The sequence below is a fragment of the Halomonas huangheensis genome (assembly GCF_001431725.1).
In the GTDB taxonomy this organism is placed as follows: domain Bacteria; phylum Pseudomonadota; class Gammaproteobacteria; order Pseudomonadales; family Halomonadaceae; genus Halomonas; species Halomonas huangheensis.
Genome location: NZ_CP013106.1, coordinates 260,303 through 282,522 on the forward strand (window position 1 = coordinate 260,303; position 22,220 = coordinate 282,522).

The 22,220-nt window shown below is 58.7% G+C and carries 19 protein-coding genes and 2 tRNA genes; all 21 read left to right on the forward strand.

The annotated features are described in order from the left end of the window. Positions 1–59 precede the first annotated feature (59 nt). The 21 genes from folP (at position 60) to AR456_RS01335 (ending at position 22,215) form a co-directional block, all read left to right on the forward strand. Entirely contained in the window at positions 60–935 is an 876-nt protein-coding gene (folP, locus tag AR456_RS01235) for a dihydropteroate synthase (RefSeq protein WP_021819093.1), read from the forward strand. Beyond that, complete coding sequence (gene glmM, locus AR456_RS01240; protein WP_021819092.1) at positions 928–2,274, forward strand: phosphoglucosamine mutase; 1,347 nt, start codon at positions 928–930, stop codon at positions 2,272–2,274. Before folP ends, glmM begins: the two co-directional genes overlap by 8 nt. Before the next feature lie 150 nt (positions 2,275–2,424). Continuing rightward, the gene (tpiA, locus tag AR456_RS01245) at positions 2,425–3,171 is read left to right on the forward strand and encodes a triose-phosphate isomerase (RefSeq protein ID WP_021819091.1); all 747 of its coding nucleotides are present in this window, start codon (positions 2,425–2,427) and stop codon (positions 3,169–3,171) included. A 4-nt stretch (positions 3,172–3,175) separates the two neighbouring features. Continuing rightward, positions 3,176–3,544, forward strand: coding sequence for a preprotein translocase subunit SecG (secG, locus tag AR456_RS01250; RefSeq protein WP_021819090.1), 369 nt, complete (start codon positions 3,176–3,178; stop codon positions 3,542–3,544). A gap of 18 nt (positions 3,545–3,562) precedes the next feature. After that, a tRNA-Leu gene (locus tag AR456_RS01255) sits at positions 3,563–3,649 on the forward strand. 110 nt (positions 3,650–3,759) lie between these two features. Further along, a tRNA-Met gene (locus tag AR456_RS01260) sits at positions 3,760–3,836 on the forward strand. A 209-nt stretch (positions 3,837–4,045) separates the two neighbouring features. Continuing rightward, positions 4,046–4,507 carry a ribosome maturation factor RimP gene (rimP, locus tag AR456_RS01265; protein WP_021819089.1) on the forward strand — a complete coding sequence of 154 codons (462 nt, stop codon included), beginning with the start codon at positions 4,046–4,048 and terminating at the stop codon, positions 4,505–4,507. A gap of 74 nt (positions 4,508–4,581) precedes the next feature. Next, the gene (nusA, locus tag AR456_RS01270; protein WP_021819088.1) at positions 4,582–6,075 is read left to right on the forward strand and encodes a transcription termination factor NusA; all 1,494 of its coding nucleotides are present in this window, start codon (positions 4,582–4,584) and stop codon (positions 6,073–6,075) included. A gap of 27 nt (positions 6,076–6,102) precedes the next feature. Continuing rightward, positions 6,103–8,652, forward strand: a complete 2,550-nt coding sequence (gene infB / locus AR456_RS01275) for a translation initiation factor IF-2 (RefSeq protein WP_021819087.1) — start codon at positions 6,103–6,105, stop codon at positions 8,650–8,652. Between the two features lie 20 nt (positions 8,653–8,672). Continuing rightward, a complete protein-coding gene (rbfA, locus tag AR456_RS01280) occupies positions 8,673–9,080 on the forward strand; it encodes a 30S ribosome-binding factor RbfA (RefSeq protein WP_021819086.1) in 408 nt (135 codons plus the stop codon). Further along, positions 9,080–10,036 carry a tRNA pseudouridine(55) synthase TruB gene (truB, locus tag AR456_RS01285; RefSeq protein WP_021819085.1) on the forward strand — a complete coding sequence of 319 codons (957 nt, stop codon included), beginning with the start codon at positions 9,080–9,082 and terminating at the stop codon, positions 10,034–10,036. Before rbfA ends, truB begins: the two co-directional genes overlap by 1 nt. An 89-nt stretch (positions 10,037–10,125) precedes the next feature. Continuing rightward, positions 10,126–10,395 carry a 30S ribosomal protein S15 gene (rpsO, locus tag AR456_RS01290; RefSeq protein WP_021819084.1) on the forward strand — a complete coding sequence of 90 codons (270 nt, stop codon included), beginning with the start codon at positions 10,126–10,128 and terminating at the stop codon, positions 10,393–10,395. Positions 10,396–10,764: 369 nt separating this feature from the next. Then, positions 10,765–11,559, forward strand: a complete 795-nt coding sequence (locus AR456_RS01295) for an SGNH/GDSL hydrolase family protein (protein ID WP_021819083.1) — start codon at positions 10,765–10,767, stop codon at positions 11,557–11,559. 101 nt (positions 11,560–11,660) lie between these two features. Continuing rightward, a complete protein-coding gene (locus AR456_RS01300; protein WP_021819082.1) occupies positions 11,661–12,575 on the forward strand; it encodes an alpha/beta hydrolase family protein in 915 nt (304 codons plus the stop codon). 80 nt (positions 12,576–12,655) lie between these two features. Next, positions 12,656–14,218 (forward strand): porin, encoded by a 1,563-nt coding sequence (locus tag AR456_RS01305; protein WP_021819081.1) that lies wholly within the window; start codon positions 12,656–12,658, stop codon positions 14,216–14,218. Positions 14,219–14,451: 233 nt separating this feature from the next. Next, positions 14,452–16,584, forward strand: coding sequence for a polyribonucleotide nucleotidyltransferase (gene pnp / locus AR456_RS01310; RefSeq protein ID WP_021819080.1), 2,133 nt, complete (start codon positions 14,452–14,454; stop codon positions 16,582–16,584). 145 nt (positions 16,585–16,729) lie between these two features. Beyond that, complete coding sequence (locus AR456_RS01315) at positions 16,730–17,935, forward strand: MFS transporter (RefSeq protein WP_021819079.1); 1,206 nt, start codon at positions 16,730–16,732, stop codon at positions 17,933–17,935. A 50-nt stretch (positions 17,936–17,985) separates the two neighbouring features. Next, on the forward strand, positions 17,986–18,891 hold the full coding sequence (locus AR456_RS01320; protein ID WP_021819078.1) for a LysR family transcriptional regulator: 906 nt from the start codon (positions 17,986–17,988) through the stop codon (positions 18,889–18,891). A gap of 104 nt (positions 18,892–18,995) precedes the next feature. Beyond that, on the forward strand, positions 18,996–20,384 hold the full coding sequence (locus AR456_RS01325; RefSeq protein WP_021819077.1) for an amidase: 1,389 nt from the start codon (positions 18,996–18,998) through the stop codon (positions 20,382–20,384). A 96-nt stretch (positions 20,385–20,480) separates the two neighbouring features. Further along, the gene (locus AR456_RS01330) at positions 20,481–20,708 is read left to right on the forward strand and encodes a hypothetical protein (RefSeq protein ID WP_021819076.1); all 228 of its coding nucleotides are present in this window, start codon (positions 20,481–20,483) and stop codon (positions 20,706–20,708) included. Further along, positions 20,701–22,215: a sodium:solute symporter family protein gene (locus AR456_RS01335; RefSeq protein WP_021819075.1), complete on the forward strand. Its 1,515-nt coding sequence runs from the start codon at positions 20,701–20,703 to the stop codon at positions 22,213–22,215. Before AR456_RS01330 ends, AR456_RS01335 begins: the two co-directional genes overlap by 8 nt. Positions 22,216–22,220: the final 5 nt, after the last annotated feature.

The following is a 22,220-nucleotide window of genomic DNA, read 5'->3' on the forward strand; positions in this document are numbered from 1 at the left end:
TTTGGCGTGACGCAGCGTGGCTCTGTCATGCAACTTCCGATATCAGGACCTTTCTCAACATGGATTCGAGTGCTTCCTTGACCCTCGCCTGTGGCCGTCACCGGCTCGACCTTTCCTACCCGCGGATCATGGGCATTCTCAATGTTACCCCTGACTCGTTCTCTGACGGTGGTCGCCATCTGTCAATGGATGATGCGCTGAAGCGTGCCGAGCAGATGCTGGCAGAAGGTGCAGCGATCATTGATGTGGGCGGAGAGTCTACTCGCCCCGGAGCGGAGCCGGTCAGCGTGCAGCAGGAGCTGGACAGAGTGGTGCCGGTGGTTGAGGCATTGGTACGTGAGCTCGATGCGTTGGTGTCGGTAGATACATCGACACCAGAAGTCATACGTGCTGTCGGCCACGCTGGAGCAGGCATGATCAACGACGTGCGCAACTTGCGTCGTGAGGGAGCGCTTCAGGCAGCGTCGGGCACTGGTTTGCCGGTGGTGTTGATGCATATGCTCGGTGAGCCCGGAAACATGCAGGATGCGCCGCACTATGCAGAGGCTATCGAGGATGAGGTGCTGGGGTTTCTCGAGCAGCGCATAGCAGCTTGTGAAGCGGCTGGGTTGCGTCGTGACAGACTGCTGTTGGATCCGGGCTTTGGTTTTGCCAAGACCGTGGAACATAATCTGCGTCTTTTGCATCGTATGGAAAGGTTGCGTGAGCTGGAGTTGCCGTTGTTGGTGGGCATGTCACGCAAGAGTTTCATCGGCAAGGTCCTGGAGCGTCCCGTGGAAGAGCGCCTCGCGGGTGGTCTCGCATTGTCGGCGCTAGCGGTTGAGCGTGGTGCACGCATTCTGCGTGTCCACGATATTGCTCCCCATGTGGATGCCGTGAATATGGCCTGGGCGGTGTTTGAAGAGGGCGTTGAACAAGGAGAAAACCGTGGCTAGACGCTATTTTGGAACCGATGGGATTCGTGGAACCGTCGGGCAGGCACCGATCATGCCCGATTTCATGCTCAAGCTGGGCTGGGCTGCTGGACGTTGCATCGTGCCGCGTCGTCAGCGCGCTCGCGTGCTGATCGGTAAGGATACGCGCATCTCTGGCTACATGTTCGAGTCGGCGCTTGAAGCAGGGCTCTCCGCGGCTGGCGTCGATGTCATGCTGCTTGGCCCGATGCCGACGCCTGGAATTGCGTACCTGACGCGGACCTTCCGTGCCGATGCCGGTATCGTGATTTCCGCCTCGCACAATGCCTTTCAGGACAACGGCATCAAGTTCTTCTCCGCAGAGGGCGCCAAGCTGGGCGACGAAATCGAGGAGCGTATCGAGGCCGCGTTGGAAGACACTCTGACCACGGTGTCGCCTGATGAGTTGGGCAAGGCAACGCGTGTTGATGATGCGGCGGGTCGCTATATCGAATTCTGTAAGTCAACGATTCCGGAGCGGGTCAACCTCAACGGCCTCAGAATTGTTCTCGACTGTTCCCATGGTGCGACTTATCACATAGCTCCTAGTGTTTTCAAGGAGTTGGGTGCGAAAGTGTCGTTGATTGGAGCCGATCCTGACGGTCTGAACATCAACCATGAGGTCGGATCAACACATCCTGCAACGCTGCGGGCGGCCGTCATTCAGCAGGGCGCTGATCTTGGCATCGCCTTTGATGGTGATGGTGACCGAGTGTTGATGGTAGATGCCGACGGCCATGAGATCGATGGCGACGACATGCTCTATTTGATTGCCCGTGACCGCCATGCGCGTGGCGAGTTGGGCGGTGGCGTGGTCGGAACACTGATGAGCAATTTCGGCCTGGCTGCTGCGTTGGAAGGAATGGGAGTTCCTTTCGAGCGCGCCAAGGTTGGTGATCGCTATGTCATGGAGCGCCTGGCCGCCAACGGCTGGCAGCTGGGTGGTGAGTCATCCGGGCATATCGTTTGTGGCCATGTGCAGACCACCGGCGATGGTATCGTCTCGGCTCTGCAGGTGTTGTCGTATATGGTGCGTGAAGAAGCACCGATTTCACGTCTGCTGCATGGCTACGAGAAGGCGCCGCAATCACTGGTCAATGTACGCCTGAGCCCCGGCGCCGATGCCAAGGCGTTGATGAAGGACAAACGCCTCGCAGATGCGGTTGCTGCGGTTGAACAGCAGTTGGGTGAGGAAGGTCGAGTGCTGTTGCGTCCTTCCGGTACCGAGCCGTTGATCCGCGTTATGGTCGAAGGCCGTCCGCACCTGGATGTGGATGGTCTGGCCCGCAAGCTGGCGGATGATGTGCGCGAACTGCTGTAACGGCAGGTCACGAGTTACGAGTGTGGCGTATGCTGCTGGCTCGTAGCTCGTAGCTCGTAGCTCGTAGCTCGTAGCTAACCATTCGCTCAAAACTTGAGCAAACCTTGCCGCTCCTATAACATTTCGGCCCACCTTGGAAGAGGATGTCTCATGCGTGCCCCCCTGATCGCCGGCAACTGGAAGATGAACGGCTCCCTGGAGCTGGTCGCAACCTTTGCTGAAGAATTGTCGCAGACGGCGCTTCCCGATGGCGTGGATGCGGCGCTGATGGTGCCTTTTCCCTACTTGGGTATTGCGCGAAGTCGGTTGCCTGAAGCGATCAGTATTGGCGCCCAGACACTCAGTGATCAGCCGTCTGGCGCCTTCACCGGCGAGGTGAGCGGCACGATGCTCAACGACCTGGGCGTACAGATGGTGCTGGTGGGGCACTCGGAGCGACGCACGCTGTTCGGCGAGGATGACTCGGCGGTATTGGCGCGGGTACAGGCGGCTCTTGAGGCAGGCCTGGTGCCGGTGCTGTGCCTGGGTGAGACCCTTGAGGAGCGTGATGCTGAACGTACCGAAGCGGTGGTGCTTGGTCAGCTGGATGCGGTGCTGGATGCACTCTCCGCGGACCAGCGTCAGCGCCTGGTGTTGGCCTATGAGCCTGTCTGGGCCATTGGTACCGGCCGCACCGCTACTCCAGAGCAGGCGCAGCAGGTGCATGCGGCGATTCGTGCGCGGTTGGCGAGCTATGATTCTCAGCTGGCCGAAACCATGAAGGTGCTTTACGGAGGCAGCATGAAGCCGAGTAATGCGGCGGAGTTGCTGGCTCAACCCGATATCGACGGCGGCCTGATCGGCGGAGCATCGCTGCAGGTCGACGATTTTCTAGCCATTTGTCAGTCAGCAGGTTGAATACATGCACGTTGCGATTCTCATGATCCATGTGGCGATTGCCATCGCCCTGGTAGCGCTCATTCTGCTGCAGCAGGGCAAGGGCGCTGAAGCAGGGGCCGCCTTTGGTGGCGGTGCCTCCCAGACTGTGTTTGGTTCCCGTGGTAGCGGCACATTCCTGTACCGTGCGACCGCGCTGCTTGCCGTATGCTTCTTTGCTACATCATTGACGCTGGCCTGGTTTGCGTCTCAGGCAGGTGAAGCGACACCGGATATCGGTGTTCCCGATGCGGAAGTGATTGAACAGCAGCAGAATAATACCGCTCCGACTCTTGACGAGTCGCCCAGTGACGTGGATAATACTGCGCCAGTGCTGGAGGAAAGCGGTAACTGAACCTCTCAGCCTCCCCTAGCCGAAGTGGTGGAATTGGTAGACACGCTATCTTGAGGGGGTAGTGACCTAACGGTCGTGCGGGTTCAAGTCCCGCCTTCGGCACCATCGAAGTCTCGCGACATATGTATAGTCAGCGATCTTCTCGCAGGGTTGGCAGCATGGTGAATTGCTTGACGCGTTGGTACTGTCAGCATATACTCACCGGCCTAGATTGATGCGGGGTGGAGCAGTCTGGTAGCTCGTCGGGCTCATAACCCGAAGGTCATCGGTTCAAATCCGGTCCCCGCTACCATTTCACGGCAGGCAGCAAGTATCCTCAAGGGGCGTGCTGTTCTGCTGGTTTGGTAACAGGTTTCTTGTAAAAGCCCCTTCCAGTGAAGGGGCTTTTTGTTAGCAGCCCGCTGACCAACGTGCCAGCGGCGCGCATTGCCAATCAGCCACCTGACTCTCCTGTTCACTCCCGGCCAGGTGCTGATGCAACGGCTGTAGGAGTTTTCATTCGTGGCCATCAAGGATGCTGCGCTACAAGCGCTGATCGAACCGGTGGTAACAGCCATGGGGTTCGAACTCTGGGGCATCGATTACCTGTCTCAGGGCAAACACTCACGCCTGGTGATCTATATCGATCACGACAACGGCGTGAACGTCGATGACTGTGCCGATATCAGTCGGCAGGTCAGCGGTGTACTGGACGTCGAAGATCCTATTGTCGGCGAGTATCGGCTCGAGGTCTCCTCGCCGGGTATGGATCGACCCTTGTTTACTCTGGAACAATTTTCTCGCTATGCCGGACATCAGGTCAGCCTGAAGTTGCGTGCTCCTTATGAGGGGCGTCGCAAATATCAGGGCTTGCTGGCTGGAGTCGAGGGAGATGAGGTGTTGGTCCAGCTTGACGGCGAGGAATATTGCTTTCCCATTGACGGCATCGATCAAGCGCGGGTCATCCCGCAGTTCGGTGAGTGATGTCTCTGTGATCTGGTGTCTGTGAATGCGTGTCTGTGAATACAAGGACAGGTTATCTGGCGAGGCTTTAAGGCATGAGTAAAGAGATTCTGGCGGTCGTTGACGCGATCTCCAACGAAAAGGGGGTTCCCCGCGAGGTCATCTTCGACGCTGTTGAGGCGGCGTTGGCCAGTGCCTCACGCAAGCGTTTCGAAGACGTGGAAGCCAGCGTCCGTGTTCACATTGACCGCGTCACTGGCGAATACGAGACGTTTCGTCGCTGGGAAGTGATTGAGGATGATGACTTTGATGGCCCCGATGCGCAGATCAAGCTGACTTTTGCTCAGCGTCGTGATCCGCCGTTGGGCCTGGGTGATGTAGTCGAGGAGCAGATCGAGAATGCTGCCTTCGGCCGTATCGCGGCTCAGACTGCGAAGCAAGTCATTGTGCAGAAGGTCCGTGAGGCCGAGCGTGCTGAAGTGGTACGCCTGTATGCCGAGCGTGAAGGGGAACTGGTTGCCGGCATTGTCAAGAAGACGACACGTGACGGTCTGATCATTGACCTGGGCGACAACGCTGAAGCATTCCTGCCACGCAGTGAGATGATTCCCGGTGAACGCTATCGTCTCAATGAACGTGTTCGCGCCTTGCTGGTCAAGGTTGATGCAGAGGCGCGCGGCGCTCAGTTGATTCTGTCGCGTACCAATCCGCAGATGATCATCGAACTGTTCAAGATCGAGGTGCCGGAGATTGCCGAGCAGCTGATCGAGATCAAGGGCGCAGCGCGCGACCCAGGCTCGCGGGCCAAGATCGCAGTCAAGACCAATGATCGCCGTATCGATCCAGTCGGCGCCTGTGTCGGTATGCGCGGTTCGCGCGTACAGGCGGTGTCGTCTGAACTGCAGAATGAACGTGTCGATATCGTGCTGTGGGATGACAATCCCGCGCAGTTGGTGATCAACGCCATGGCGCCTGCCGATGTCGCTTCGATTCTCGTCGACGAGGACGCCCATGCGATGGACGTTGCCGTTGCCGAGGACAACCTGGCGCAAGCCATTGGCCGTAGTGGCCAGAACGTGCGTCTCGCTTCCGAGCTGACTGGTTGGCGTCTCAACGTCATGACCGAAGCGGATGCCGAGGCCAAGCGCGATCAGGAAATCGACAGCCTGGTCGAGCACTTCGTTCAGCATCTGGACATCGAGGATGATGTCGCTCGGCTGCTGGTCGAGGAGGGTTTCACCTCGATAGAGGAGGTGGCCTACGTACCGGTCGAGGAAATGCTGGAGATCGAAGATTTCGACGAGGATCTCGTTGAAGAGCTTCGTGCTCGTGCCAAAGACGAGCTCTTGAACCTGGCCATTGCCTCCGAGGAAGAACTGGATGGTGCCCAGCCGGCAGATGATCTGCTGGAGATGGACGGCATGGAACGTCATCTGGCGCTCATTCTGGCCAGCCGGGGAATCAGGACCATGGAGGACCTGGCGGAGCAGTCCGTCGATGACCTGGTGGACATCGAAGGGATGGACGAGGAGCGCGCTGCAGCACTGATCATGACTGCCCGTGCACCATGGTTCGAGAATGAACAGTAACAGGGTCACGGGCTGAGGAGGGTCGTAATGTCAGAGATGACCGTTAAGGATTTTGCAGCAAAGGTGGGGCGCGAAGTGCCACGCCTGCTGGAGCAGATGAAAGAAGCCGGACTCGAACACAAGTCCGAAGGTGATGCCGTATCCGAGGAAGACAAGCGCAAATTGCTTGACTTCCTTACCAGGAGTCACGGTGGAGGCACAGGTCCGGGAGCGCGTAATCGCATCACCCTGACCCGCAAGACACGCAGCAAGATCAAGACCAATGAGCGCGGCAAGACGATTGAGGTGCAGGTTCGCAAGAAGCGCACCTACGTCAAGCGCGATGAGGCTGAAGAGGAGCAATCGACTCCTGTTGAGGATCATGGCCCGCGTCAGTTGGTAGGCGATATGGCTGAGGCGGAAGCGCGTCGTGAGGCCGAGGCCGTTGAGCAGGCAGCACGCCAGGCGGCAGAGAAGGCCGAGCGCGATGCTACCGCTGAGGCTGAAAAAGCGGCGAAAGCTGCGGCCGACAAGAAGAAATCTACTGCTGAAGCAAAAGTGCCGGAAATTCCGGTGCCGGAGCTGGTTGTCAGTGAAGATTCTTCGGGTGATCAGCCTCCTGCTCCGCCCAAGGAAGGTCGTGGTGACGTCCGTCGTGCCGCCGTCAAGAAAGCCGTTGGTGGCAAGAAAGGCCGTGATAGTCGCGATGACGACGACCGCAGCGATCGTGAAGAGCGCCGTCGCGGTGGTGGCAAGAAGGCCAAGCGTGCCGAGCGCCGTGGCAGCCGTCGTGGCTCCAGTCAGGGCGGTGGCAAGCACGGCTTCCAGAAGCCAACACAGCCTATTGTCCGTGAGGTTTCGATCCCCGAGTCAATCTCGGTGGCGGAACTCGCCGACAAGATGTCGATCAAGGCCAACGAAGTCATCAAGGCCATGTTCACCATGGGCGCCGCGGTGACCATCAACCAGACCATCGACCAGGACACCGCGGCGATCGTCGTCGAGGAAATGGGCCACAAGCCCAAGCTGGTCAAGGACGATGCGCTGGAAACTGCGGTGCTCGAGGCGATCTCCTACGAAGGTGAGGAAATCACTCGTTCGCCGGTCGTTACCGTCATGGGTCACGTTGACCATGGTAAGACCTCGTTGCTCGATTATATTCGTCGTGCCAAGGTCGCCACTGGTGAGGCCGGGGGTATTACCCAGCACATCGGTGCCTACCACGTCGAAGACGACAACAACGGTGTGACCTTCCTCGATACGCCTGGACACGCGGCCTTTACCGCCATGCGTGCCCGTGGTGCCAAGGCGACTGATGTCGTTATCCTGGTGGTTGCCGCTGATGATGGCGTGATGCCGCAGACCATCGAAGCCGTGGAGCACTCCAAGGCCGCGGAAGTCCCGATGGTGGTGGCGGTCAACAAGATGGACAAGCCGGACGCCGATCCCGATCGCGTCAAGAATGAGCTGTCTCAGCACGGCGTCATTTCTGAAGAATGGGGCGGCGATACCCAGTTCGTTCACGTATCGGCCAAGACCGGTGATGGTATCGAGACGCTACTCGAAGCCGTTCACCTGGTATCCGAAGTGCTCGAGCTCAAGGCCGTGCCGTCTGCGCCGGGTAAAGGCGTGGTGGTCGAGTCGCGTCTCGACAAGGGTCGTGGTCCGGTTGCTACTGTATTAGTCCAGAACGGTACCTTGAAGAAGGGCGATATCGTGCTGGCTGGCCTGCACTACGGCCGCGTGCGTGCACTGACCAACGAACTCGGCCAGCAGGTCGATGCCGTGGGTCCGGCCATGCCGGTCGAGATCCAGGGTCTCGATGGTACGCCGGAAGCCGGTGATGACTTCATGGTCGTGGCCGACGACAAGAAGGCACGTGAAGTTGCCAACTTCCGTCAGGGCAAGTACCGCGAAGTGCGCCTGGCGCGTCAACAGAAGGCCAAGCTGGAGAACATGTTCTCGCAGATGGGCCAGGACGTTGCCGCCAAGCTCAACATCGTGCTCAAGGCCGACGTACAGGGTTCACTGGAAGCCATCAAGGGTGCACTGGAAGAGCTGTCCACCGATGAGGTGCAGGTCTCCGTGGTGTCCTCGGGTGTTGGTGGTATCACCGGTACCGACGCCAACCTGGCACTGGCCAGTGACGCCATCCTGATCGGCTTCAATGTCCGTGCCGATGCCGCCGCGCGCGAGATCATCGAGCGTGAAGTGCTGGAGCTGCGCTACTACAGCGTCATCTACCAGCTGATCGACGAGGTCAAGCAGGCGATGAGCGGTATGCTCGAGCCTGAGTGGAAGGAAGAAATCGTCGGTGTGGCAGAAGTGCGTGATGTCTTCCGTGCGCCCAAGATCGGTGCGGTTGCCGGTTGTATGGTTGTCGAGGGTAGCGTCTTCCGTAACAAGAAGATCCGCGTGCTGCGCGACAACGTCGTGATCTATGAAGGTGAGCTGGAATCTCTGCGCCGCTTCAAGGACGATGTCCAGGAAGTTCGCAATGGCATGGAGTGCGGCATCGGGGTGAAGAACTACAACGATGTCCAGGTCAACGACAAGATCGAAGTCTTTGATCAGGTCAAGGTCGAGCGCACGCTGTAAGCGTTCGAGGAGCCGTTACCATGCGCGAGTTCAAGCGTACCGACCGAGTCGCCGACCAGCTCCAGAAGGAGCTGGCGGTACTCATCCAGCGCGAGGTCAAGGATCCGCGTCTGGGGATGGTCACCGTCAGTGGCGTGTCTGTCAGTCGAGATCTGGGTTATGCCGATGTGCATATCACCCTACTGGGCGAGCAGACGCCGGAGCGTATCAAGGAAAACCTCGGTGTGCTCAAGCGCGCCTCGGGGTTTCTGCGTTCGCAGATCGGTCGCCGCATCAAGTTACGCCACGTTCCGGAACTGCGTTTCCACTACGATGAAAGCGTGGTACGTGGTCAGCATCTGTCGTCATTGATCGAGGAGGCCGTTGCAACGGACCGCTCGCGAAATGCCGATGATGATACTGACGACGAGGATGGGGCGAAGGACTGATGGGGCGTCGCCGTCGGGGATTACCGATTGATGGCGTAGTGTTGCTGGACAAGCCGCAGGGCATGTCCAGCAATCACGCCCTGCAGCGCGTCCGTCGTCTGTTTCAGGCTCAGAAGGCTGGTCATACCGGCACTCTGGACCCCATGGCGACCGGGCTATTGCCGGTGCTGTTGGGCGAGGCCACCAAGTTTTCTCAGCATCTGTTGGATGCCGACAAGGTCTATCGCACCCGGGTTGAACTAGGCGCGAGCACTGACACCGGCGATGCTGAAGGCGAAGTGGTTGCCAGGTCGGCAGTCCCGACGCTGGAGGAGTCTGATCTTCGTACCATGATGGCGGGCTTTATCGGTGAGCAGCAGCAGACGCCACCGATGTATTCAGCGTTGAAACTCAATGGCCGCAAACTCTACGAACTGGCCCGTGAGGGCAAGAGCGTGGAACGTGCAAGTCGCGCGATTAGGGTGTATGATGCGCGGCTACTTTCGGCCAGCCTGCACGGCGTGTCGCCGAGTTTCGATATCGAAGTTCGGGTCAGCAAGGGCACTTATGTGCGAACGCTTGCTGAAGACATGGCCAAAGCACTGGGTTGCGAAGGACATATATCGCAGCTTCGACGTCTCGAGACGGGTCCCTTCGATGCCAGTGGCATGGTGACCATCGAGATGCTTGAATCCTTGCCGGATCAGAGCGAACGAGAGGCGCAACTGGCGCCGATCGACAGCCTGCTCCAGCACCTTCCCGCCCACCAGTTGAGCGAGAGAGGGGCTCGGGCGCTGACCTTTGGTCAACCCGCACGACAGGAATGGGATTTCTCCAGGGCAGTCGATGCCGGCGAGAATCCGATTCGACTCTACCGCGACGATGCCTTTGTCGGTCTCGGTGTGGTGGAGACGGAGGGGGATATCATCCCTCGCCGATTGCTGAGTTCGTTTGTCGCGGGCTCGGCACAGGACTAGTCGCCCATCAGGGCACGCAAGATGGAGACTGCAAATATGCGTGGTCTCCGACATTCATTATCTAGGCATATTGCTTACTGGAGAGACAGATGGCACTTACCGCCGAACAGAAGGCCGAAATCGTCAAGGAATACGCTCGCGGTGATAGCGATACCGGTTCCCCTGAAGTTCAGGTAGCTCTGCTGAGCGCCAACATCAACGGCCTGCAGGATCACTTCAAGACCAACAAGCAGGATCACCACTCTCGTCGTGGCCTGATCCGCATGGTCAACCAGCGCCGTAAGCTGCTGGACTACCTGAAGCGCAAGGACCTGGGGCGTTACCAGTCTCTGATCCAGCGTCTGGGTCTCCGTCGCTAAGGAAAGGCATTTCGCGCTGGGCTTCAATACCAGCAATGCGAAATGGTTTCGGCCTTGCCAATTGGCATAGCGTCGAGTGGTACTGAAACGGGCAGCCTTCGGGCTGCCCGTTTTGCTTTGTATTGATCGTAGGGAGAAGCACGCTTGTGCGGATATCCGCACAGTACCTGCAGTTGCTCTGTGCGGGTTTACATCCAGAATTGCTGATTGGTCTTGCGACTTTCGTTGCAGTAAAACTTTTTAATTGCATGAAAGATAAGAGCAAAATAGAAAGAGGAATGCGTATTGCTCCTTCTGGGTGGTGCTGAGGTTTCCTGATGCGAATACCACAGTCCCTCACAACACAGCCCCTGGACGGAGATAATATCAATGAAAGTGTCCCTTGCCGGTTTCGGCGTCTTCAGCCTGTTGGCCCTGCTTCCAACATCAGCAATGGCGGATATCGCACCTGAAGTCGTTGCCCTTGAGCATCCCGATCCGCAACAGTTGCTCTATGTCGGCAACAGTTATCAGTATTACAACAACAGCCTGCACAATTACGTCAAACGTATGGTTGCAGCGGCCCATCCCGAGCTCGCTGAACAGCTCAACAGCAAATCCGCGACCATCTCCGGCGCTTACCTGTCGCAGCATGAAGTGAAGAGCTATCTCTATCCGGGAGCGCTGGGGCTGTCTGATCCCTTTGATGCTGTCGTGCTCCAGGGCCACAGCGCTGCCGCTCTGAGTGACGAGAATCAGCAGGGATTTCGTGATGCGGTCATCAGGCATCATCAGGCCATCCAGGCAACCGGTGCGCAAACCGTGCTCTACATGACGCCCGCCTACAGCGAGGATCATGACAATTATGATCCCACCATGATCGACAAGGTCGATGATCTCTACACCGAGGTCGGTAATGAGATTGGAGCGCTGGTGATCCCGGTGGGCCTTGCCTTCCAGAAATCCTACGAGCAACGTCCCGAGCTGGCATTACACGTCGATTACGACGGCAGCCATCCCACTCCGGAAGGTACTTACCTGGCAGCGGCGACCGTCTTCGCTGCGCTCTACGACACATCGGTGGTGGGCAACCCCTACACCTATTACGGACGTATTGATGACGACACCGCCGCCTGGCTGCAACAGGTTGCGGAGGACACAGTCGAGGAATATTACGGCAGATAGGTCGCTTCCATCTCATGCCAGACTCAGGCCGGTCGTTTCAGCCGCTGGTCGAGTCTGGATATGTCTGAACCTGAATAACTCCAATAAAAGAGGCAACGCCGATGCGAATCTGGTTCGCAATGATGCTGCTGTGCCTACCTCTGGCAGTAGAGGGGGCTGATGAGCACACGAGTCTTGTACAAGGTGCGGGGCATTACCTATTTCACGACCCTGTCACTCAGCAGTCGGTCACGGTCTATTACTACCAGCCACATAACTACAGTGCAGAGACGCCGGTTGTTCTCGTGCTGCATGGTCTCCGTCGCGATGCCAGAGAATACCGCGATAGCTGGGCGGAGTATGCCGAGCGTGAAGGCTTGATGGTGCTGGCTCCACGCTTCAGTGCGGAGGTCTATCCGGGAGGCAATGGGTACAATCTGGGGAATGTCTTTCAGGCCACGTCGACACAAGAGATTCGCGGTCGCACAAGGCCGCAGGAGATCAACCCACCTGAAAATTGGGCATTCACGCTCGTCGAACGACTTTTTACTGATTTCCGTATGCACAGTCCGCAAGGCCCTACGACCTATTACCTGTATGGGCATGGTGCTGGTGCACAGTTTGCCCATCGCTTTGCCATGTTCATGCCTGATTCACAGGCACAAGAGATAATCGTTGCTGCAGCGGGGTGGTACACGATGCCGGACCCATCCATCGAGTGGCCTTATGGGACTGGTGGTGTGCCGATGATGGACCCTGAAGCGATCAAGTCTTTCCTGGCTCAACCTCTTCTACTGCTGGCGGGCGGGGCGGACACGACAACGTTGCATACCGTCATGCGCCAGACCCCCGAAGCCAATGCCCAGGGAGTGAACCGGGTCGAGCGAACTCGGAACTATTACGCCTTTGCCGAGCGTCAGGCGCGAGATGCCAAACTCGAGTTCAACTGGCGGCAATGGGTTATGCCAGGCGTGACGCATAGCCCTGAGCAGATGACCCCCTTTGCTGCCCGCTATATCGCCTTGCAGGCGCGTTGATCGTGTGCTGTTGGACCAGATTTATGCGTAAGGCTCCCAACCAGAAACGGAAATCGACCCTCAAGGAACAGGGGAAAATCATGCCGAAACAGATTACTACAGGCGGTGTTGCCGTCCTGTCAGCCACTGCTATTGGGTTGATGCCACTACCCGGTGTCAGCGGCATGGCAGTGGCCAGCGAAGTGACCGCCGCTGAGCTTGCTGAACTGGTAGAGCAACAGTCCGAGATGCTGGAGCGCCAGGCCCAGCAGCTTGAGGCGCTGCAGGCACGTCTGACGCAGTTGGAGTCGCAGACGAGTTCCGGCGAAGCGACGGAGACAATTGCCTCGAGCGCTGCTGGTGGCTCGGTGATGCCAGAGGAGGCTTCCATGTCATCCAGCAATGACCAGACCACAGTGGAAGACAGAGAGTCGATCGAGGAATTACAGAGTCAGGTGGCGTTACTCGAGGCTGCCCAGTCAGATCAGTCACGTATCGATTGGTCGGATGGCGGCCCTGAGTTCATCAGTGCCGATGGCACTCGTCGCCTGCAGATAGGTGGGCGCCTGCAGTATGACGCCTCGACCACCAGCGGTTCCCGATATGATGACTCCAGTGATGAGCGCAATATAAGTGGTAGCGAGGCAAGGCGCTTGAGGTTGGATATCTCCGGACAGTTGTCCGAACGAATCGGTTACAAGCTGGGCTATGACCTGGCGGGAAATGATGCGAGTGTCCGCGACGCCTATATCTCGAGTCGATTCGAGTGGGGCGATGAGGATGTGATGCTTTACGTGGGTAACAAGTACGACGACCGCTCGTTGGATGGCGCGACCTCCTCCAACAACACCTGGTTTATGGAGCGTAATTTCGTCAGTAGTGCTGTTGGTCCAGACCGTGGTTCCTATGGCCTCGGCGTGAAGGGCAAGATCTACGGCGATAGCCGTGATTGGCATACCTCGTTTGCGGTGACCAACGGACGACTCGGGGCTGATACTGACCATTCCGATACCACCACCTACATGACTCGGGCGCACTGGAATCCCTGGCATGATGGCACGGACATGGTGCATCTGGGGGGCTGGGGCTTCTACGAGGATTTTGATCGCAGTGATGATGCGGTCTTCAAGAACATCAATGCTGCCGATCACTTCAACGACAACGTGACGATTCGTAGTCGCAAGCTCAGCGACCCCGAATCGAGTACTGCCTATGGTCTTGAACTGGCAACGTCGCTGGGGTCGTTCGCTGCAGCAGCCGAATACGGGCAGCGTAGCGTGGATCAGCGTGATTCCACCGGCAGCGAGAGCATGAGCTATGACGCCTGGAGTGTACAGGCCAGTTACTTCCTGACCGGTGAGTACCATGCATACTCACGAAAATCTGGAGTCTGGCGCCTGCCGGAGATCAATGATCCGGTCGCGACCGGTGGTCCAGGTGCCTTCCAGCTTGCTGCTCGTTACCAGGAGCTCGACTTCAATGATGCGCCAGACTATCCCGGAGGCAATGGTGACGCGACTACTGTCGGACTGAACTGGTATCCAAATGACTGGTCACGGGTCATGCTCGATTACACGCTCTGGGATACCAACAATCGCAGTGGTGATTTCGAGGGGCCGGATGATGGTAATACGCTGTCTGCTCGAGTGCAGGTAGTGTTCTGATGCCGCACGGTCACAGGTGACTTCGGGTGCCAGCATAGTGGCAAGAGGAAAGGTGGGCCAGCACAGGTAGCTTGCGGGCTAGCTGTGTTGCGTCAGCTTGTCGGCTATCGCGGGAGTCTTGTGTTGGCTTATTTGCGGCAAAAATAGCCTAACTGGTGGCTCTATGCCGCTTGAGCCCCTAAAATGTTGGCCGAGTCAAAAGACCCAAACATTGAAAAGTAAAGGAAGTCACCGTGAATCCGGTCAAGAAGACATTTCAGTACGGTCGTAGCACCGTAACCCTGGAAACTGGGCGTATCGCCCGCCAGGCCACTGGCGCTGTGTTGGTTACCATGGACGACACTGTGGTGCTGTGCACCGTGGTGGCCCGGAAGGAGGCGAATCCGGCACAGCCCTTCTTCCCCCTGTCTGTCCACTACCAGGAAAAGACCTATGCCGTTGGCAAGATTCCCGGTGGCTTCTTCAAGCGTGAAGGACGCCCGACCGAGAAGGAAACCCTGACTTCGCGTCTGATCGATCGCCCGATCCGTCCGCTGTTCCCGAAGGGCTTCATGAACGAAGTGCAGGTCGTCTGTACCGTGCTGTCCACCGATCGCAACCATGATCCGGATATCGCAGCGTTGATTGGCACCTCTGCTGCGCTGGCGATCTCCGGCGTGCCGTTCGGTGGCCCAATCGGTGCTGCTCGTGTGGCTTTCAACGAGGAGCGTGGATATTTCCTCAACCCCACCGTCGAGGAGCTGCAGGGTTCCGAGCTGAACATGGTGGTGGCAGGTACCGAGAAAGCCGTGCTGATGGTCGAGTCCGAAGCCGAGGAACTGCTCGAGGACGAGATGCTGGGTGCGGTGTTGTTTGGTCACCAGGAAATGCAGACCGCCATCAAGGCCATCAACGAGCTGGTTGCCGAAGCAGGCAAGCCGAAGTGGGACTGGCAGCCGGCCGCCGAGAACACCGCGCTCAAGCAAGCACTGGCCAGTGGTTTTGAAGCCAGAGTGGGTGAGGCATATCGTGTTACTGACAAGATGCAGCGTCAGGATGCACTGGCCGCGCTCAAGGCGGAAGCTGTCGAGCAGTTGGCGGGTGAAGGTGAAGGCAAATTCGATGCCTCCGACGTTGAAGGTGCTTTTGCCGGTCTCGAGAAGCGTGTTGTGCGTTCACGCGTGGTCAAGGGTGAGCCGCGTATCGATGGTCGTGATCTCAAGACCGTGCGTCCGCTCGACATCGCCGTTGGTGTGCTGCCCAAGACTCATGGTTCAGCAGTGTTCACTCGTGGCGAGACCCAGGCGATAGTCGTGGCAACCCTTGGCACGTTGCGTGATTCGCAGTTGATCGAGTCGCTCGAAGGTGAGCGCAAGGATCGCTTCATGCTGCACTACAACTTCCCTCCCTATTCCGTGGGTGAGGCAGGTTTCATGGGTGGTCCCAAGCGTCGCGAGATTGGCCATGGCCGTCTGGCTCGCCGCGGTATTCAGGCAATGTTGCCTGCCGAAGATGCGTTCCCCTACACCATTCGTGTGGTCTCTGAAATCACTGAGTCCAACGGCTCCAGCTCCATGGCCTCGGTGTGCGGTTCCTCACTGGCGTTGATGGATGCCGGTGTACCGATCAAGGCACCGGTGGCGGGTATCGCCATGGGTCTGGTCAAGGATGACGATGGTTTTGCCGTGCTGACCGATATCCTTGGTGACGAGGACCACCTCGGTGACATGGACTTCAAGGTGGCAGGTTCTGCTGAAGGCGTCACCGCGCTGCAGATGGATATCAAGATCGAGGGTATCGACGAGCAGATCATGGAAGCGGCATTGACCCAGGCCCATGAAGCTCGTCTGAACATTCTTGATCAGATGAACACCGTCATTGCCGAGAGCCGTGCCGAACTGTCTGATAACGCGCCGTCGATGGGAACCATCAAGATTGATCCGGACAAGATCCGTGACGTCATCGGTAAGGGTGGTGCGACCATTCGCAAGATCTGCGAAGACACCGGTGCCTCCATCGACCTCGACGACGATGGCACCGTGCGTATCTACGCTGAGGACAAGCAGTCGGCGAAGAAGGCTATCGACACCGTTCTGGCAATTACCGCTGAAGCCGAGATCGGCAAACTGTACAACGGTAAGGTGGTGCGCATCGCCGACTTTGGCGCCTTCATCAACATCATGCCTGGTACCGACGGTCTGGTGCACATCTCCCAGATCGTCCCCGAGCGTGTCAACGACGTGCGTGACTTCCTCAATGAGGGCGACGAGGTCGTGGTCAAGGTGCTCGACATCGACAACCGTAACCGCGTCAAGCTGACCCTCAAGGAAATTACCGAAGAGGAAAAGGCAGCGTTCGCAGCCGAGGCGGCAGAAACCGAAAGCTGATTTTCGGTTTTACCCCGCTTGCAACGCCCCCGTCGCTTACGCCTCGGGGGCGTTTTTTTCACTTGGCTGAAGTGGCCGAAGCGGTCGAGAGTTGACGCACTGGGTTTCGGAAGTATGTTTCAGACAGAATGTTTCAGGAAGAACGATGACAGAAGGGACAGGATACCCACCCCGACAGACCACTGAACGACGCGACTGGTGGGGTGTGGTGGCGGTGATGGTAGGGATATTTCTATTGGTTACCGCCGAACAGCTGCCCATCGGGCTGCTGTCGCAAGTGTCCACGGCACTTGAAGTATCTCCCGGCATTGCCGGCTTGATGATCACCGTACCCGGGGTGGTGGCGGCTTTTTCCGCGCCGTTGTTGCCGGTAGCGGTGGGGCGTCTGGATCGACGCTGGATGCTGACGGTATTGATGGCACTGATGACACTTGCCAGCGCCCTGGGCGCGATGGTGGACAGTTTCACGCTGCTGTTGGCCACGCGCATACTGGTGGGCGTGTGCATCGGTGGCTTCTGGGCGATTGCCGGTGGTTTGGCCTCGCGGTTGGTCGCTCTGCCTCAGGTACCGAAGGCGATGGCCGTTATCTTCAGTGGGGTGGCGGGTGCGTCGGTACTGGGTGTTCCTGCGGGTACCTGGTTGGGCGAGCAGACCAATTGGCGCGTGGCCTTTGCAGCCATGTCCGCCGGTAGTGCTGTAGTGACAATAGCGCTGTGGTGGTTGCTGCCGCCACTTCCCGCCAACCAGCCGGTGCGGCTGAGTAATCTATTCGGACAGTTCTCCAGCCGGGGCGTGCGTGTGGGCGTATATGCCACGGCCTTGATCGTAGTCGGCCACTTTGCCGCCTATACCTTCATCAGCCCGATTCTGCAGCAGATCGCAGGCGTTCCGTTGGCCAACGTCAGCACGCTGTTGTTGCTTTATGGTGGCGCGGGTCTGATGGGCAATTTCATTGCCGGAACTGCAGCAGGGCGCAATCCCTGGCGCACGGTGCTGGTGATTCCGATGCTGCTGGCGGTGGCTACGCTGAGTTTTCCGTGGTTTGCGGGACCAGGAATCGCCGGGACACTATTGCTGATGCTGTGGGGCGCGGTGTTCGGCAGCATCTCGGTCAGCCTGCAGACCTGGATTCTGCGAGCAGCGCCCAATGCCGAGGCAGCGACGGCGTTGATGGCCTTTGTCTTCAATATTTCCATCGGCATCGGCGCCATGGCGGGAGGTCAGGTGGTGGATGGCTTTGGTCTGAGTACGGTGCTCTACACCTCGGGCATGCTGTTTATGCTGGCGGCGCTGGTCGTTCTGTGCACGCCAGCATCAGCTGTCGCGGCGACGAATTCCGGGTCACGCTGAACAGCGGCTATGCTGATCAGGCTGAGGTGAACTTTTGCAGGAGGTGGCCGATGCAATGGCGAGCGTTGAAGTACTTCGATACCGTGGCGCGATGCCGTTCGCTGCGCCAGGCTGCTGCGCGTCTGCATGTGGCGCCGACGGCGCTTTCGCGACAGATCGACCAACTCGAGCATCAACTGGGTGCGGAGTTGCTGGAACGCACCCATGAGGGTGTACGACTGACTCCTGCGGGGGAATTGCTCGCCGAGCAGGCCAGCCAGACGCTGCGTGACCTCGAGCGTGTCGAGGCGCGTATCGCCGATCTCCAGGGACGCTGCACCGGGCGAGTGGTGATCCAGGTGTCCGAGGGCGTGGTACCTCAAGTACTGGCACCAGCGCTTGCCAGCCTGCAGACTGAGTTTCCGCAACTCGAGTTCAGTATCAGCATCGCCAGCGCTGGTGGTGTGATCGAGGCATTGCGTACCGGCGAAGCCGATATTGGTCTGGCCTACTTTCTGCCCCAACGTGACGACGTGGTCCGGGTAGTAACGGCGGAGCTGGAGCATTATGCAGTGATGACTCCCGACCATCCTCTGTCCTGGGCAGCACCACTGGCGCTCTCGGATATTGCCGGTTACCCGCTGGCTGTTCCGGATGACACCTTCGGTGTACGTCAGGCATTGGATCGTGCCGCCCGCGACCGGGGCTTGAGTATGCAGATCGCTTTTACCACCCAGTCGTTGGAAACTCAGAAGGCGCTGGCCAGAGAGGGGGCGGCAGTACTGTTGCTGCCGATGATCGCTGTTGCTCGGGAATGTGAGGCTGGTCAGTTGGTTGCGGTAGGACTGCATGCTGGCGAACTGGAGCAGACGCGGGTTGATCTCTGTATCTACCGTCACCGCTCTCCCAGTCTGGCGGTCAGAACGTGCCTGCAGCGGCTGGAGGAAGCCCTCGCTGCACTTTCGCCCTGCGGGTGACCAGTGAACACAATATGTGTGCACGGTGGGAGAGTAATTGCATTGGCTGTAACTGTTGCCGCCTTCCATGCTGATCAGTGATCACAAGGAAAGGAACAACAACAATGCCCGATGTTCTTGGCTGGACAGCTGCGCAGTTGCTGGAGGCCTATCGCTCTCGACAGCTTTCGCCGACAGAATATGCTGACACCCTGATTACCCACGTTGAGCGTCACCAGGGGCAGATCAATGCCCTCTATGACTACGACCCCGAACGCTTTCTCGCCGCTGCAAGAGCCTCGACCGAGCGCTGGACGAAGCAGACTCCCTGTGGACCGCTGGATGGGGTGCCTGTCACGCTGAAGGAACTGATTGCCACGCGCGGAACGCCGGTGCCGCACGGCACCCGTGCCGGAGAACATCCTCCTGCCGATGAGGATGCACCTGCGGCGATGCGCCTCGCCGAAGACGGTGCGCTGTTGCTGGCCAAGACCACCTGTCCCGATTACGGCATGCTGTCATCCGGTCGTTCGTCCTTTCATGGACTGACGCGTAACCCATGGAACCTGGAATATAATCCCGGTGGCTCCAGTTCGGGAGCCGGTGCTGCGGCTGCCGCGGGGTTCGGTACCCTGCATCTGGGCACCGATATCGGTGGCTCGATTCGCTTACCCGCGGCCTGGTGTGGGGTGGTTGGCTTCAAGCCGACCCTCGGCCGGGTGCCCATCGATCCCTATTACGTCGGCCGCTGTGCCGGACCCATGACACGCACGGTGGCCGATGCCGCGCTGATGATGCAATCGATTGCGCGCACGGATCGCCGCGATGCCATGCGCCTGCCGCCGGAGCTGATCGACTGGTCGGCACTGGACATTGACGTGCGCGGGATGCGCATCGGCGTCATGGCTGAGGCAGGCTGCGGACTCCCGGTCGATGAGCAGGTACAGCGGTGCCTCGCGGATGCAGTAAGGCTGTTTGAGCAGGCCGGTGCCAAGGTTATCCCGCTGGAACCGGTACTGACTCGCGAGATGCTGGATGGCCTCAATGACTTCTGGCGGGCACGCCAGTGGAGCGCGTTGATGGAACTGACGACTGAACAGCGCGAATTGATGCTGCCGGAAATTCTCGCCTGGGCGGATGAAGGTCGCAGGCTGGATGCGACCCGAGTGGTACGCGGCTTTGAACAGACGCTGGCCATGCGCCGTTCCACCGAAGCCGCTCTCGCAGAGGTAGATGCAGTGATCTCACCTGTGTCGCCCAATGTTGAGTTTTCTGCCGACTGGCCATCGCCGACCAATGACCCTTCGCGACCCTTCGAGCATATCGTCTTTACTGTCCCCTGGAACATGGGCGAGCAGCCGGCGATTGCGGTCAATGCCGGTTTCAGTCGTAATGGCATGCCGATAGGTGTGCAGATCGTGACCCCGAAATTTGCCGACCTGCGTGCTCTGCAACTGGCGGCGGCGTTCGAGAAGTGGCAGGGTACGCCGTCAAATTGGCCCTGTCAGACCTGAAGCAATATGTAGCGTGTGACGACTACGATAATGGATCTCCACAATCGACAGGATCGGTGACGGGACTGCGGTCACCGATGGATAAGGACACTTCCGATGCGTTCAACCTTCGTACGCCCCTCCAGTTGGAAAGGGTGGCTGATGTTGGTGGCCTTCATCAGCGTAATAGTGGCAGGAATCTGGCCAGTGGTCGGTTGGGTCAACCAGGCGGTGTTGGTGCTCGGCCTGCCGAAGCTTCTGGTCTGGAGTTACATCGTACTGATGTGCTGCACCCTCGTGATGTGGCTGGGCAATATGCTGGTCGGGGAGGGAGAGCATGACTAGCTTGCTTCCGCTGTGGATCACACTGAGCTATATCGTCATCGCCATGCTCATCGGGCTCGCTGCACGTGGCGGCCGAGCCATGAACTCTCTCGAGGAGTGGGGCGTGGCCGGGCGCAGCATGGGGCCGGTGACTCTCTACCTGTTGATTGCCGCGGGCAGCGTCAGTGCCTACACCTTCATGGGAGCGCCGGGCTGGGCCTACGCCAAGGGCGTACCAGTGCTGTATGTGGTGATCTATCTCGGATACCTGGCATTGGTGGCCTGGTATTTCGGTCCCAAGGTGTGGGCATTTGGGGCGAAATTTGGTCATGTCACCCAGGCCAGTGCCATTGCCGACCGTTATCAGAGCCCGGCGCTGGGAGCGCTGGCATCACTGGTGATGTCGGTGGGTTCGATTGCCTATGCGGTACTGCAGACCATCGGCTCGGCCTATATTCTGCTGGTCATGAGCGGTGGCGCGATTCCGGTGTGGGCTGGAGTGCTGCTGGTGCTGGTGGCGATTGCCATCTATCTGTACGTCAGTGGCCAGCGAGCCATCGGCAAGACCAACGTCTTCCAGGGCATTCTGATGTTTGCCGTGGCCTGGATCATTGGACTCGGTGCTGCGCACCATGCAACCGGTGAATGGAGCTTCGCTGCGGTGTTCGCCGAGGTCCAGCAGCGCAACCCCGAGTTTCTGGTGTTGCCCGGTGGCGGCGGTGACATGAGCTTTGCCTTCTGGACAACCTCAATCATCGTCTCGATGTTGTCCTTCATGCCACCGGTGTGGACGCAATGGATGAGCGCCACCTCGGCACGTACCATTCGCCGTAGTGCCACCCTTTTACCGACCTACTACCTGGTGATTCTGCCGATGATCGTGGTCGGCTTCATCGGCATCTACTCGCTGCCGAACCTGGAGCGGGCGGATACGGTAGTTCTGGAATACGCCATGGCCAACCTGCCGGTGGTGCTGGTGGGGTTGCTGGGGGCGGGTACTCTGGCGGCATCCATGTCGTCATCCGAGCCTTTCATTCACTCGGTGGCATTGTCGTGGAGCAAGGATGTGCTGCAGCCTGCGCTCAAGCTCTCCGATGGCAAGGCGGGGCAACTGGCCCGCTGGCTGATCGTGCCGATCATGGCCTTTATCATCGCACCTCTGGCGATTGCCGAGCCCGGTAACCTGGTGATGATTCTACTGATCGGTCTTGGCTTTGCCTCTCAGGTGCTGCCGGCCTTCATTGGTATGTTCTTCTGGACCGGAGCCACAGCGAAAGGCGTGTTTGCCGGCATCGTCACAGGGTTTCTGGTGACCGTGGCGCTTATTACGCTGTGGCCCCATCCGCTGGGCATTCACGGCGGCTTCTGGGGACTGATGATCAACCTGCCGGTGTTCGTGATTGTCTCGCGCCTGACGGCGCCGGTGCCTGCGGATGTCGTGGAGCGCTTCTTCCGTATCGCTGCGCCTTGGCAGCTCTCTTCCCACAAGGCCGAAGGAAGCCCAGTCGCTGTGCATCCAGGCAAGTGATTCGC

What these genes read in the sequence shown, in the direction of transcription:
- folP (WP_021819093.1), top strand. Translation starts at nt 60, where the DNA reads ATGGATTCGAGTGCTTCCTTGACCCTCGCCTGTGGCCGTCACCGGCTC.
- tpiA (WP_021819091.1), top strand. Translation starts at nt 2,425, where the DNA reads ATGCGTGCCCCCCTGATCGCCGGCAACTGGAAGATGAACGGCTCCCTG.
- secG (WP_021819090.1), top strand. Translation starts at nt 3,176, where the DNA reads ATGCACGTTGCGATTCTCATGATCCATGTGGCGATTGCCATCGCCCTG.
- nusA (WP_021819088.1), top strand. Translation starts at nt 4,582, where the DNA reads ATGAGTAAAGAGATTCTGGCGGTCGTTGACGCGATCTCCAACGAAAAG.
- infB (WP_021819087.1), top strand. Translation starts at nt 6,103, where the DNA reads ATGTCAGAGATGACCGTTAAGGATTTTGCAGCAAAGGTGGGGCGCGAA.
- rbfA (WP_021819086.1), top strand. Translation starts at nt 8,673, where the DNA reads ATGCGCGAGTTCAAGCGTACCGACCGAGTCGCCGACCAGCTCCAGAAG.
- truB (WP_021819085.1), top strand. Translation starts at nt 9,080, where the DNA reads ATGGGGCGTCGCCGTCGGGGATTACCGATTGATGGCGTAGTGTTGCTG.
- rpsO (WP_021819084.1), top strand. Translation starts at nt 10,126, where the DNA reads ATGGCACTTACCGCCGAACAGAAGGCCGAAATCGTCAAGGAATACGCT.
- AR456_RS01295 (WP_021819083.1), top strand. Translation starts at nt 10,765, where the DNA reads ATGAAAGTGTCCCTTGCCGGTTTCGGCGTCTTCAGCCTGTTGGCCCTG.
- AR456_RS01300 (WP_021819082.1), top strand. Translation starts at nt 11,661, where the DNA reads ATGCGAATCTGGTTCGCAATGATGCTGCTGTGCCTACCTCTGGCAGTA.
- AR456_RS01305 (WP_021819081.1), top strand. Translation starts at nt 12,656, where the DNA reads ATGCCGAAACAGATTACTACAGGCGGTGTTGCCGTCCTGTCAGCCACT.
- AR456_RS01315 (WP_021819079.1), top strand. Translation starts at nt 16,730, where the DNA reads ATGACAGAAGGGACAGGATACCCACCCCGACAGACCACTGAACGACGC.
- AR456_RS01320 (WP_021819078.1), top strand. Translation starts at nt 17,986, where the DNA reads ATGCAATGGCGAGCGTTGAAGTACTTCGATACCGTGGCGCGATGCCGT.
- AR456_RS01325 (WP_021819077.1), top strand. Translation starts at nt 18,996, where the DNA reads ATGCCCGATGTTCTTGGCTGGACAGCTGCGCAGTTGCTGGAGGCCTAT.
- AR456_RS01330 (WP_021819076.1), top strand. Translation starts at nt 20,481, where the DNA reads ATGCGTTCAACCTTCGTACGCCCCTCCAGTTGGAAAGGGTGGCTGATG.
- AR456_RS01335 (WP_021819075.1), top strand. Translation starts at nt 20,701, where the DNA reads ATGACTAGCTTGCTTCCGCTGTGGATCACACTGAGCTATATCGTCATC.